The sequence below is a fragment of the Pseudomonas sp. NFX5 genome, assembly GCF_049132125.1.
Lineage (GTDB): Bacteria > Pseudomonadota > Gammaproteobacteria > Pseudomonadales > Pseudomonadaceae > Aquipseudomonas > Aquipseudomonas marginalis.
The window spans coordinates 147914-161307 of sequence record NZ_JAFMZG010000012.1 but is presented as its reverse complement, the minus strand read 5'-3'; the positions used below and the strand labels follow the sequence as shown (position 1 = coordinate 161307).

The following is a 13394-nucleotide window of genomic DNA, read 5'->3' as shown; positions in this document are numbered from 1 at the left end:
TCACGTTGTAAGTTACAGGCTGCAAGAGAGGGCTCCTTTGGAGCCCTTTTTTGTGCCTGGCGGTTTGTCGCTTGACCTGCTTGCAGCTTGCAGCTTAAAACTTGCAGCTCACCCGAAGGGGGCTCCCATGATCACCAGCAAGCTGCCAAATGTCGGCACGACCATTTTCACCACCATGTCGCAACTCGCTGCCGAAACCGGCGCGCTCAACCTGTCCCAGGGGTTTCCCGACTTCAATGGGCCTCAGGCTTTGCTCGATGCCGTGGGCAAACATGTTGCCAGCGGGCACAACCAATATTCACCGATGACCGGCTTGCCGGCCTTGCGCCAGCAAGTGGCGGCCAAGATCGCCCGCAGCTATGGCGCCACGGTGAATGCCGACAGTGAAGTGACCATCACCCCCGGCGCCACCGCCGCGATCTTCTGCGCGATCCAGGCGGTGATTCGCACTGGCGATGAGGTCATTGTGTTCGACCCCTGCTACGACAGCTATGAGCCCTCGGTCGAACTGGCCGGTGGCCGCTGCGTGCATGTGCAACTGAGCCTGCAAGGCTTTGCATTGGACTTCGAGAAGATCAAGGCCGCGCTGTCGCCACGTACGCGCATGATCATCCTCAATACCCCGCACAACCCAACCGGCGCGCTGATCAGCCGCGCTGAGCTGGACCAGTTGGCCGAACTGATCCGCGACCGCGATATCTACCTGGTCAGTGACGAGGTCTACGAACACCTGGTATTCGACGGCGTGCCCCACGTCAGCGTCCTGGCCCATGAAGAGCTGTACCCGCGGGCGTTCGTGGTCAGCTCCTTCGGCAAAACCTACCACGTCACCGGCTGGAAAACCGGCTACGTGGTCGCGCCACCGGCCCTGACGGCCGAACTGCGCAAAGTGCATCAATACGTCAATTTCTGTGGTGTGACCCCGTTGCAGTTCGCGTTGGCCGATTTCATGGCTGAACACCCGGAGCACGTCGATGAACTGCCGGGGTTCTACCAGGCCAAGCGCGACCTGTTCTGCGACCTGCTGGCACCGTCGCGCTTCAGCTTTACCCGGGTGGCCGGCACCTACTTCCAGTTGGTCGATTACTCACAAATACGTCCGGACCTGGATGACGTCGCCATGTCCCTGTGGATGACCCGCGAGCATGGCGTGGCGACCATCCCGGTCTCGGTGTTCTACCAGAGCCCACCGCAAGGCCAGCGCCTGGTGCGCCTGTGTTTTGCCAAACGCGAGGAGACGCTGCGACAAGCGGCTGAAAAACTATGCGTGATTTGACGGCATTGCCTGACTTGAATATCGCCCTGGTCCAGACCACCCTGGCCTGGCACGACCGCCAGGCCAACCTCGAGCATTTCGAGGGGCTGCTGGAGCAGGCCCGCGGCGCCGACCTGATCGTGCTGCCGGAAATGTTCACCACCGGTTTCTCCATGGCGTCGCAAACCCTCGCCGAGCCGGAAAACGGCCCGACCCATCAGTGGCTCCAGGCCCAGGCTGCGAAGTACAACGCTGTGATCACCGGCAGCGTGATCATCCAGGCCGCTGATGGCAGCCACCGCAACCGCCTGTTGTGGGCGCGGCCGGATGGCGAGGTGTTGCACTACGACAAGCGTCATCTGTTTCGTATGGCCGGTGAACACAATCACTACACCCCCGGCGAGCGCCAGGTGCAGTTCGAATTGAAAGGCTGGCGTGTTCGGCCGCTGATTTGCTACGACCTGCGTTTCCCGGTGTGGAGTCGGGATGCCCAGGACACTGACTTGCTGCTCTACACCGCCAATTGGCCGGGGGCGCGGCGCCAGCATTGGAACCGCTTGTTGCCGGCGCGGGCTATCGAGAACCTGTGCTACGTAGCGGCGGTGAATCGAGTGGGCACCGACGGCAAGGGCTTTGCCTACACCGGTGATAGCCAGGTGCTGGATTTCCAGGGTGAGAGCCTGCTGAGTGCGGGGGAGGCCGATGGCGTTTTCCAGGTGTGCCTGGGCGCGGCTGAACTGGCGGCGTACCGCACCAGGTTTCCGGCGAACCTGGATGCCGATAGCTTTCAGTTTGTCTGACAGACCGCTATCGGGGGCAAGCCCCTGACAGGCAACCCAAATCTGAAACTCAATAAAAAAGGCCCCTGGGATTCTCACCCAGGGGCCTTCTGTATGACGGCGAAGGTTACGCCGCTTTCGCTTCCTGCTGGCTCAACGAGCGGTTCAGTGCACTGAACAGTGCCTTGAAGCTCGCTGTGGTGATGTTTTCATCAATACCCACGCCATGCACCGGGCGTTCACCGTTCACACGCAGTTCGATATAGGCCGCGGCCTTGGCGTTGGTGCCTGCGCCGATGGCATGTTCGTTGTAGTCCATGATCTCCACCCCAATTGGCAGGCCGGCCACCAGCGCTTCCAGTGCGCCGTTGCCTTTGCCTTTCCAGTGCAGGTTGGTTTCGCCCTGGCCCTTGCCCGAGACTTCCACTTCGACAAAGCTGTTGCCGTTCTCTTCCTGCAGGCGATGGCTGACCAGCGCATACGGGGTGTTGGCTTGCAGGTATTCACGCTGCAGCAAGGCGTAGATCTGCGGTGCGGTCATCTCCAGGCCCACACGGTCGGTTTCGGCCTGGACCACCTGGCTGAACTCGATCTGCATGCGGCGCGGCAGGCTGATGTCGTATTCCTGCTCCAGCAGGTAGGCGATGCCGCCTTTGCCCGACTGGCTGTTCACGCGGATCACCGCCTCGTAGCTGCGACCGATGTCGGCCGGGTCGATCGGCAAATACGGCACTTCCCACAGCGCATCCTCTTTCTGCTGGGAGAAGCCCTTGCGGATCGCGTCCTGGTGAGAACCGGAGAAGGCGGTATGCACCAGATCGCCGACGTACGGATGACGTGGGTGTACCTGGATCTGGTTGCACTCCTCGACGACTTTACGCACGCCGTCGATGTCGGAGAAGTCCAGCTGCGGGTCGAGGCCTTGGGTGTACATGTTCAACGCCACGGTGACGAGGTCGACGTTACCGGTACGCTCGCCGTTACCGAACAGGCAACCCTCGACACGGTCCGCGCCGGCCATCAGGCCCAGCTCGGTGGCGGCTACGCCGGTGCCGCGGTCGTTGTGGGTGTGCAGGCTGATGATCACGCTGTCACGACGATTGATATGGCGACCGAACCACTCGATCTGGTCGGCATAGATGTTCGGCGTGGCGCACTCGACGGTGGCCGGCAGGTTGAGGATCATCTTGTGCTCAGGCGTCGGGTTCCAGACCTCGATCACCGCGTCACAGACTTCCTTGGCGAACTCCAGTTCGGTAGCGCTGAAAGTCTCCGGCGAGTACTCGAAGGTCCACTGGGTTTCCGGTTGCTGGGCGGCGTACTTGACGAACAGCTTGGCCGCGTTGACCGCGATGGCCTTGATGCCGTCCTTGTCCTGGTTGAACACGATGCGGCGGAACGACGGCGACGTGGCGTTGTACAGGTGCACAATGGCCTTTTTGGCGCCGCGCAGGGATTCGAAGGTGCGTGCGATCAAGTCTTCACGGCCCTGGGTCAGCACCTGGATGGTGGTGTCCTCGGGGATGTGGTTGTCTCCGATCAGGGTACGCACGAAGTCGAAGTCGGTTTGCGATGCGGCAGGGAACGACGCCTCGATTTCCTTCACGCCGACCGCGACCAGGGTCTTCCAGAAGCGCAGCTTTTTCACCGCGTCCATCGGCTCGATCAGCGACTGGTTGCCATCACGCAGGTCGGAACTGCACCAGATCGGCGCGGTGGTGATGGTTTTGGAAGGCCAGGTGCGGTCCGGGATATCGATGGTCGGAAACGCGCGGTACTTCGAAGACGGGTCTTTGAGCATGCTCATCGGGAAATCCTTTGTTGTAGGGGCCGAGAAAAGGCGGCCTGCCGTAGAACTGTTTTTAGGGATAAAACGTAAAGACGAGGCAGATCGATTCAGCCTGGCAGTCGTGCGCTGACGAGGCACAGGCTGCGGTGCTGGCGAAGCTGGATGAGGGTGTGAGAGGTTTTCATAGGCCCAACCCTAACCGCAGGGTTGAAAGATGACAAGTAGGTGCGGACGAATTGAGATAAGTTCCACTTTTTTAGCTGGATTCGAGATTTTATAGCTGTTTTTATCTCTTTGTATTTATTTTTTTGCGTAAGGTTTTGGGTTGGGGCAATCTTGCTTTTTGCAAAGACGGTTTCCCCAAGCAAGTCCGGCGGCTGAAAAAACAACCGCCGGATTGTTGATGCCAGGTGTGTTCCACACCCGTTATTGGTCAGGAAGAGGCTTGCGGTACTGGTCCACATTTAGATGGATTTGATAGTCACCGACTAGTTCGTCCGGGCTAAGACGTTTGTTTGGGTCCGGTCGTGAGCCGTTCGAGGGGTGAACCACGCTGGGGGCTCCTCTGGCGCTGTCATAGACGCCTACCCCGGGTGTGCCGGTCAGTTCCGCAATGCCCGGAACGCCCCTGCTGGTATTCATGTGTGACCTTCCTACAACAGCAATCCATTTTTCTTCCGGTGGAATTCTATTGATGAGCTTGGCGGCATAGTAATTAAGCTCTTTCTGGCGATCATTGGTGTGACGCAGATTGAGGCTGTCGGCTTCAGAACTGCGGGTGACATGCTGTGTCAGGTGTTCATGTTCCAGTCCTACTATCTTGATGCCATTTTTTTCTGCCGCTGCCAGCAATGCCGCTCGAGAAGGGGTATTGCCCAAGTATTCCGAGTTACGTGGGCGCGCAGGTATCATGTTTACATCGGCCATGGAGTAGGGGGTCAGCTGTATGCCGGGTGCGCCTTCGAGCAACAGAGTTGTCACTCCAAGCTCCCTGTACATGGGCATGTTGTTTATCAGCAGAAGATCGGTGGCAACCTGATTGTGTTGTTCGCCTAAAACCACGCCGTTGAATCTCTCGAGCTGTGACCGCATCAAGTCACTTGGTGAGGTGCCCGCTGCGTTAGCCTGGACATTCGGGCGAGGGGGTAATGCACCAGCAGCCTGGCGTTCGTAAAACGCATTCATGTCATTTCTGAACCAGCGACGAGCGGTGCCCCGGGTGCCCTGCTGGGCCGTGAAGTCGGCACCACCGGCAAACAGGTAGTCCAGGTATTCGACTGGGGGAGTAGGGCTTTGCCTTCTTTGCGCACCACGCCTGCCGCCCGACAACTCACTCTGCCTCCATTCTCCATTCCCCGTGGATTGCATATGTGCCACGTTCCTGATGGTCCTCGGCGCATCCGGCGCTGCGTTTGGGTCAACAATGCTCACCTGTCCGTACCTTGCTTTGAACGCAGAGTCGATCTGATACGGCTTGTTGATCCCTGTACTGTCGGTATAGCGGATGTACCAGTTTTCTCCCACTTGATAAATGCCATTGGCGTTTGGTCGGACGCCTCTAAGCGTGTCTTCAGGGACGGAGTAGGCGCTCAGGTCTCGCGGTGGCGTAACGGAATGCACGACGGGGCTGGGGATTGCCTGGGACGCCCTGATGCCCGCGCTGGTCGAAGGGATGGCGGGCGGGACGGGCACGCTGGGAGAGGGGGTTGCCTGGGACGCCCTGATGCCCGCGCTGGTCGAAGGGACGGCAGGCGGGACAGGCGCGCCGGGTGGTGGCGTTCCCTGGGTGAGCAGCGACCTTGCGACGGGAGCGACGGGGACGGGCGTTCCCGCCGCGCGAAACACCGGACGCAAAGGCGTGCTCGGCACATTGGGCAGGCCTGATGCAAGCGCGGTGAAGTCGGCGAAAAGGTTGACCCGGCCGCCGCGTGTGAGCAGCCCACCGGGCAAGTGCCGGGCATTGCTCTGGATGGCTTTCAGTGCCGCTCGGCCGAGCCGACTGCCCACCTTCACCCCGGTAGAAATGCCCCGGCCGATGACCGGTATGAGGTCCAGAAACAGGCTGCCCACCTCCACGCCAAACATGATCTTGTTACGCGTCGATTCGGCGTTCACTTCTGCACTGCTGGTTGACTGGAAGTCGGCTTTATCGATTAGCAGGCGGGTCTGTTGAGTGAACAATTCATCGTGGATGTCTGTTTCCATCGGCTTTAGGGTTATGGAACCGGGGAGACGTTTTCTTGCATTGTCCAGAATCTCGGCGGCTGCAAGAAGATCGGTGCCCCCACTGGTGACGACTCGGCGCGCAGCGTCCACGGATTTCTGAAAATCGTCCTTTTCCGTTGGCGATTTTCTGCTCTGGGTATAGGCTTGCCATTCTTTCTTTTCCAGCAACGTCGTCAATGCGTCCAGGTTGGGCAGTTCCCTGAACGCCAGTCCGTCGGGGGCTCCGGGGCTGTAGAGCACTACAGAAGCGTCCGTTTGATTGCCGATGACCATCACGCCGCGAACCGGTTGGCCCAACTGGAGCAGGGTGTTGGCAACAATCGTTTGTCCATCCACCTCCGCACGCTGGGCCGGGTCCGGATGATCCAGGACCGCGTTGATCCACTGTACGCCCCGCTTCAAGGTCTTGTCGGTGCTGGCATCGGCTTGGAACCCACTGGGGTTGAGTTGTGCCAGGAACGCTTCTTTCTCCATCAAGTCGGCATTGCTGGCCTTCCACGTCTTGTGTAAATCAGCCGCCGGCCCCGATTCGGCATCCGGTGCCATGCGCGTCTCCAGCAGCTTGGTGTATTCGCCACCCACATCCGCAGTGTTGACCAGGCGCTTGAGTTGTTGTGTATCGAGGGTGATCGGCCGCTTCTGATCATCTAGAACCGGTGAGCCCTTGGTGTCTTGCAGCGCCAGGGTCATGGTGGTCTCGGTGTGCTTGTGGCTTTCGCCCATTTCCCAGTGGCTTGGGTTTTTCAGGGCCAGGTCGGACAGTGGCAGGTAGGTGGTGGTCGTGGAGGGGGGGTGTGGAATGCCGGAGCGACCGAGGTGGAAACGCGTCTTGGTGACTACTTTAACCATCAGTTGATCGGCGTCCACATTGGCCTGGGGGTAAGCCTGTTTCAGCGCTTCATTCATTTGCGACGTGGCAAAGCTGGATAAGGACGGAATGTTTTCCAGCAGGGATGCGAGTTGTTCAGCGCTCTTTGTCGCTTTCCCTTCCACGTGGCTGTAGAGCAATTCTTGAGCAGGGCTGAGGTTTTTCAACCAGCCCGGCTGGCCTTTCTCGGCCAATTTCTCGTTACGCGCAAGCATGGCGTTGCTGCCGTCGACTTGTGCCGACCAGTCAGCGGCATCATCCAGGGCCGTCATGAGCGTGGGCCCCAGCGTTGGTGCGGGGCTTGATGGCCGCTGCGGGGTGAATGTCCTGGCCATCAACGCATCGACTTCCGCGCCCTGGCGCTGGAGCAGCAAATTTATCCCCTCTGCCTGCACATCCCCGGCCAGGGGCGCCACGCCTAGCATCAAGTCATCCCCCGTAGGCGGCGACGCGCGGTTTTGCAGCGAAAGCGGCAGGCTTTGCCTCAACAGCTCGGCGGCCGGCCCGCCGCTGTCGAGCCGTTGCGCCAGTGCTTCGCGTAACAGTGCCGGGGTTGCGAACTCCTCGAAACCTTCGCTGGGGGTATAGAGCACCACGGGGCCATTCTGGTCGTTGAGCTTAATCTCCCGACCGGTGGCAGGCCAGGTCGGGGTGGACGCTGAAGAGCCATCCTTGCTGGTGATCATGAACGCACCGGCGAAGGCTGCACCCTGTACTGTGCCGTCATCAATGGTGATGGGGTACACACCGGGTCTTGATCCGTCAGGCAGTTTACTTTCCCGTTCCTCTAGAGACGGGTAGCGCAGCGCGTTGTCGATCAACTCTTTACTGGCCGGGCTCAGCGTGCCGTCCATCTTGCGGATGGCTGCCAAGGTCGACAGTTGCTGTTTGTGGACCCATAGCAGTTGGTCCTGTGGCGAGGGCGAGTTCGCTGAAAGCTGGGGCGTGGTCCAGTATTCCCGAAGCGTCTGAGCGTACTCGGTGGCAATGCTCCTGGCGATGGTGTGCAGCGAGCCGGTGGGCTGGAGGACATTGGCGGCCTGATCGGGCGCTGGCTGGGTCACGAATTCGGTCCTGACCCCCGGTGTCTCGAATAGCTGTTTGCTCGGGTTGGCATAGATTTCCCGAATCGCGCGGCTCAAGGCAGTCATTATCGGCTCGGAGGATTTCAACTGTTCTACGCCGTTGTTTGACGTATAGCTATTGAACGAAACCTTGTCCGGGTCGAGGGGATTCAGTTGAGGAAACGCCTGTGCCAGCCGTGTCTGCAAAAAGCTTTTGAAATCAGGACGCTGGCGTTGCTGTGAGGCCATCTCGTCCATGAGGCCGGAGTACTGTTCATTCAGTAACTGCAGATCGCCGATCTTGAAGTGATTCGAGAGAGGGCTGCGGATGGCAGTGGCGGGATTTATGCCCGACGAGTAAGGGGCGGAGAGGCTGGCGAGTCCCCGTACGGACGAACGAGACCTGGCGGGGGCGGGTTGTGGGCCTGGGCTGTCGTTCTGGGCTGCTGGCGTAGATGATGCGGGACGAGCAGGTGGAATATCGATTTGGGGGGGCGCGGGCCTGAGGTCATAGATATGCATTAAGGAAACTCCACAAGACTTGCTTTATGTGTCCTTGTGAGCGAATTGTCCTCCCTGGGATTCGGTGTGTGGGTGGCAAGTCAAGCGATGAAGGTTCCTTCAAGAATAGGTGGGAATGGCGACGCACTGTGTCGAGTTCGGCGCCATGGTCGTTGAAAGAGGGCGGTCGTCAGTGACCGGTCTACCCGTGGGTTTTGAACGTCCAGACCGGGCTGAATGCGCTGTCGTGTATCAGGGCTGGAAGGCGCCGATAAATATCGCAGGATCGACCCGTGCGTCATTGAGGCTGATATTCCAATGCATATGCGGCCCGGTCGCACGGCCCGTCGAGCCGACCTTGCCCACCACCGTACCGCGCACCAGTTGATCGCCGACTTTTACATCGATCTTCGACATATGGCAGAACATGCTGATAAAGCCCTGGCCGTGGTCGACAAACACGGTATTGCCATTGAAGAAGTAGTTGCCGGTCAGAATCACCTTACCGTTCGCCGGCGTCTTGATCGGTGTACCGGCCGGCACGGCAAAGTCCAGGCCCGAATGAGGATTGCGCTCTTCACCGTTGAAGAAGCGGCGCACGCCAAACTTGCTCGACAGCGGCCCGTTCACCGGTTTGTCCAGCACCAGGTTGCTCGGCAGGTTCGGGCTGAAACTGCGGTAGGCCTTGAGCTGCACGGCCAACTCGCCCTCGATGCGCTTGAGCTGCGCCGGGTCGGGGTTGACCTGGCTTTTGTTCTTCAGGGTGATGCGCTGTTCCGGGTATTTCTTGTAGCCGACGATAAACGGCAGGCTGCGCCCGCCGCTGCTGATGCGCTCGTTGCCCGGCTTGACCGTCAGCGGGATGCCGACAATCGCCAGCCAGTTGTCCTGCTCCTTCACCACCAGCACGGGTTTGCCCTGGTACGTGGCTTTCGGCGCGGCAGCCGAAGGGCCGAGTTCAACCACCGCAACACCGCCGGGCACCGGCTTGTTCAAGGTACGGCTGATATAGCTGTCGGCATGAGCGTTAACGGCGAGGCATAGCAGCAACAACACACTAAAGAAACGTGGCATCAATCAATCCAATAACGAAAGGGTGACGGGGGTCAGGTGGTTATCTTCCACCCGCACCTGCAATTGGCCTTCACCGAGGCGCGCGGTGAGGCGCTGGCCGGTGTGGGTCTGTGCGGCGTTGCGGATGGCCTGGCCACGCTCGTCGAGCAAAATGCTGTAGCCACGGCCCAAGGTTGCCAGCGGGCTGACCACCTGCAACGTCTGCACCTGGCTTTGCAGTTGCAGGCGACGCGCCTTGAGGCCTTCGCGCATGGCGCGGGGCAGGCGCTCGGCAAGGCTGTCCAGGCGCTGGCGCAGCAGGGCCAACTGGCGCCCCGGATGCTGGCCGGCGAGGCGGGTTTCCAGGCGGATCAGGCGTTCGCGACGGGTATTGAGGTTGCGCTCGAAGGCGCGGCGCAGGCGCATATCCAGGTCGTCCAGGCGCTGGGCCTGCTGGCGCAGACGTTCGCCGGGGTGCCGCAGGCGCCGGGCCATGCCTTCCAGGCGCAGGCGGTCGTGGGTCAGGCGATTGCGCATCAGCATCACCAGGCGGCGGTGCAGGCTTTCGACCTGGCGCACCAGGTTACTGGCGTCGGGGGCCAGCAACTCAGCGGCCGCCGAAGGTGTGGGCGCGCGTACGTCGGCAACGAAATCGCTGATGGACACATCGGTCTCATGGCCGACCGCACTGACGATCGGCGTCACGCACGCGTCCACCGCGCGGGCCACGGCCTCTTCGTTGAAGCACCAGAGGTCTTCCAGCGAGCCGCCGCCACGGGCCAGGATCAGCGCGTCAAAGCCACGGGCATCCGCCAGCTTCAGCGCGCGCACAATCTGCGGGATCGCTTCGCGGCCTTGTACGGCGGTGGGGATCAACGTCAATTGCACCTGGGGCGCGCGACGGCGGAACACGCTGATAATGTCGCGGATCACCGCACCGGTGGGCGAACTGATAATGCCGATGCGGCGCGGGTGCGCGGGCAGCGGCACCTTGCGTTCGGCACTGAACAGGCCCTCGGCGCTGAGTTTTTCCTTCAGGGCATCGAAGGCCAGGCGCAGCGCGCCATCCCCGGCGGGTTCGACGGTATCGAGGATCAACTGGTAGTCGCCACGGCCCTCGAACAGCGAGACCTTGCCGCGCACCTTCACCGCCAGGCCATCCTTCAACGCCTGGCGGACCCGCGCGGCGTTATTGCGAAACAGCGCACAACGCACCTGGGCGCCACTGTCCTTGAGGGTGAAGTACACATGGCCGGAGGCCGGGCGGGCGAGGTTGGAGATCTCGCCTTCGACCCAGATATTGGTGAATACGTCTTCCAGCAACACCCGCGCGCGGCCGTTGAGCTGGCTGACAGTCAGGACTTCGCGGTCCAGGCCCAAGCGGGCAAAGGGATCTTTAATCATGGGCGGCAGTTTATAGGCATTCGTGCAGGGTTTGACAGAACTGCTCCACCAACGCGCTCGGTGACTGCTGGCAGGCCAGGGCGACGGTGCTCAGGCAGTCCGGGTCGGCCAGGGGCAAAAAGTACACGTTGGCGGGGGCGATGTCCTGCATGGACTTTGGCAGCAAGGCTATACCGAAACCGGCCTGGATCAACTGCAACTGGGTGGTCTTGCGTGACATCACTCGGGCGGCCTTGGGGAAAAATCCCGCACGCATGCACAGTTCGGCCGACAGATAACTCAGGCCGCCACGCTGGGGATGGGGGATCGAGATAAACGCCTGGTCTTTCAGTTGCTCCAGTTCGATGGGCGCCTGGCTGCGTGCCAGCGCATGACTCACAGGCACGGCCAGCAGCAGGGGTTCGCTGTATAAAGGCATGACCCGCACACCTTCGCGCTGGCGCAGCACGGGTAAGCGCAGCACCCCGACTTCCAGGCGACCGTCGGCGATTTCTTCCAACTGCGCTTCGGAGGACAGTTTGCCGATATCCATCGACACCCCAGGGCAGCGCTCCAGCCAGGTGCCGATGCCTTGCAGTAAAGGCCCGCTCATCGGCACGGTGCTCGAATGGCTAAGGCGCAGCGTGCCCAATTCGCCGTTGCCCACTTGGGTCGCCATCTGGCTGGCCTTGAGCAATTCGCTCAGCAGGTTGCGCGCCCGTGGATAGAAGGCTTCACCGGCGGCAGTCAGCCGCGGCTGGCGCGCGGTGCGTTCGAACAGCGGGGTTTGCAGTTGGTTTTCCAGCTCCTTGATCTGCCGGCTCAGGGCCGATTGCGCCACGAACAAACGTTCGGCGGCGGCACTGAAGCTGCCGCTGTCGGCGATTTCGACGAAGTAACGCAGTTGGCGGGTGGAGATCACGCGTCATGCCTTTTCGAGATGGGTAGAGGGCTTTGAAGATATTAGTCGCATCCCTCACCGATGGCTAAAGTGATGGTCATCTTCAATAAGGAATTACCCATGAGCCCGGTTGAGCTGATGAGTCAGTGGTCGTTTGGTGGTATGGATTGGCTGGTGATCGGCCTGGGTGTGGTGGTGGCCTATATCGTGTTCGGCATCGCCGGTTTTGGCACGGCGCTGGTGGCGGGGCCGATCCTGCTCGTGTTTATGCCGCTGTCGAAGATCATCCCGCTGTTGGTGCTGCTGGATTTCGTCGCGGCCTTCGGCGGCCTGCTGCAAACGCGGCGTGACGTGAACAAGGCTGAGTTGCTGCGCCTGCTGCCGTGCATGGCCATCGGTTGCACCCTGGGCGTGGTGTTTCTGCTCAACCTGCATTCGGACCTGTTGCTGCTGCTGATGGGGGTGTTTATCAGCGCCTATGCGATCTACAGCCTGGCGGTGAAAACCCGGCCAACGCAGCTGGCCGCTGGCTGGTCGATCCCCATGGGCACCGTAGGCGGGTTGTTCGGTGCGTTGTTCGGCAGTGGTGGCTTTTTATATGCAATCTACCTCAACAGCCGCTTGCCCAAGGACGCGGCGCGCGCCACCCAAAGCGCGTTGATCAGCTGCAGCACGGTGGTGCGCCTGAGCCTGTTCCTGATCGCCGGGGTGTATGCTGACTGGCCGCTGCTGATGTTGGCGCTGTGCCTGCTGCCGGCGATGGCCCTGGGGCTGTGGTGTGGGCGCAGGCTGACCATGCGCATGTCCCATGAGGCTTTCGTCCGGCTGGTGACGTGGTTGGTGCTGGCCAGTGGCATTGCGTTGATTGGGCGGTACTTGAGCACTTGACCTGATTTCTTCAGGGATTAAGCTGCCGTCCTCCCGGGCCTCATCGCGGGCTTGTCCGCGATGAGGTCAGAAGCCACGCCGCAGGTCTCCCATGAACTCCCAAAGCATCCTTGTCCCGAAAATCTCCACCTTGCCTGTCCACGAACCCCGCGCCCGGGCGATCGTGCGTTGGCTGGTGCGCAAGAACATCATCAAGGAAGAACTGACCACCTGTGGCCGCACCGGCAACCGCATGGCCTATGCCCTGGCCGACGGCGCCCGCGCCGTGGTGCTGCACCCCGAGGCGCTGCCGTTCAACGAGCCGGTCAATGGCCTGGAGATCATCTACAAGCGCTGCATCTATACCCCGGCCAAGGGCTTTCTCGAAGAAGCCGGCTGCCCGGAATGCCTCAAGGAAGTCGGCGAGGCGCTGTTCGAAAGCCTGGAAGACTGGATGCCCGGCCACACCGACAACTTCACCTGCCCGCTGTGTGGGCATGAAGATGACATCAACGGTTTCCTGTTCTTGCAGGAGTGTGGGTTTTCCAACCTGGGATTCATCTTCAACAACTGGGCGGAGGCGGGGTTCAAGCAGAGCTTTATCGACGAATTCGCCGATTGGCTGGACCAAAAGATCAGCTGGGTCAAAGTCGAGCTGTAGTCCTTCTATCACTATTCCCAAATATGTCAGAGTTTTACATTGAGACC

The 13394-nt window shown here is 60.6% G+C and carries 9 protein-coding genes; 4 read left to right on the top strand and 5 right to left on the bottom strand.

All coding sequences use genetic code 11. From position 1 onward, the window contains the following. Positions 1 to 127: 127 nt before the first annotated feature. The gene (locus J1N02_RS07955; protein WP_027605423.1) at positions 128 to 1276 is read left to right on the top strand and encodes a pyridoxal phosphate-dependent aminotransferase; all 1149 of its coding nucleotides are present in this window, start codon (positions 128 to 130) and stop codon (positions 1274 to 1276) included. Continuing rightward, a complete protein-coding gene (locus J1N02_RS07950) occupies positions 1264 to 2055 on the top strand; it encodes an amidohydrolase (RefSeq protein ID WP_027605651.1) in 792 nt (263 codons plus the stop codon). Before J1N02_RS07955 ends, J1N02_RS07950 begins: the two co-directional genes overlap by 13 nt. Before the next feature lie 106 nt (positions 2056 to 2161). Here the strand turns inward: J1N02_RS07950 and leuA are convergent, their stop codons facing one another. The 5 genes from leuA to J1N02_RS07925 form a co-directional block, all read right to left on the bottom strand. After that, positions 2162 to 3841 carry a 2-isopropylmalate synthase gene (leuA, locus tag J1N02_RS07945; RefSeq protein WP_421147264.1) on the bottom strand — a complete coding sequence of 560 codons (1680 nt, stop codon included), beginning with the start codon at positions 3839 to 3841 and terminating at the stop codon, positions 2162 to 2164. Positions 3842 to 4249: 408 nt separating this feature from the next. Next, entirely contained in the window at positions 4250 to 8503 is a 4254-nt protein-coding gene (locus tag J1N02_RS07940) for a dermonecrotic toxin domain-containing protein (RefSeq protein WP_421147263.1), read from the bottom strand. Between the two features lie 231 nt (positions 8504 to 8734). Next, a complete protein-coding gene (locus J1N02_RS07935; RefSeq protein WP_027605425.1) occupies positions 8735 to 9556 on the bottom strand; it encodes a M23 family metallopeptidase in 822 nt (273 codons plus the stop codon). A gap of 3 nt (positions 9557 to 9559) precedes the next feature. Continuing rightward, entirely contained in the window at positions 9560 to 10939 is a 1380-nt protein-coding gene (gene xseA, locus J1N02_RS07930; protein WP_027605426.1) for an exodeoxyribonuclease VII large subunit, read from the bottom strand. Positions 10940 to 10949: 10 nt separating this feature from the next. Beyond that, complete coding sequence (locus J1N02_RS07925; RefSeq protein WP_027605427.1) at positions 10950 to 11840, bottom strand: LysR family transcriptional regulator; 891 nt, start codon at positions 11838 to 11840, stop codon at positions 10950 to 10952. Between the two features lie 99 nt (positions 11841 to 11939). Here J1N02_RS07925 and J1N02_RS07920 point away from each other — a divergent pair, with 99 nt between their 5' ends. Beyond that, complete coding sequence (locus J1N02_RS07920) at positions 11940 to 12707, top strand: sulfite exporter TauE/SafE family protein (RefSeq protein ID WP_421147262.1); 768 nt, start codon at positions 11940 to 11942, stop codon at positions 12705 to 12707. Positions 12708 to 12798: 91 nt separating this feature from the next. Next, positions 12799 to 13347, top strand: a complete 549-nt coding sequence (locus J1N02_RS07915) for a hypothetical protein (RefSeq protein ID WP_027605429.1) — start codon at positions 12799 to 12801, stop codon at positions 13345 to 13347. The last annotated feature ends 47 nt before the right edge of the window (positions 13348 to 13394 follow it).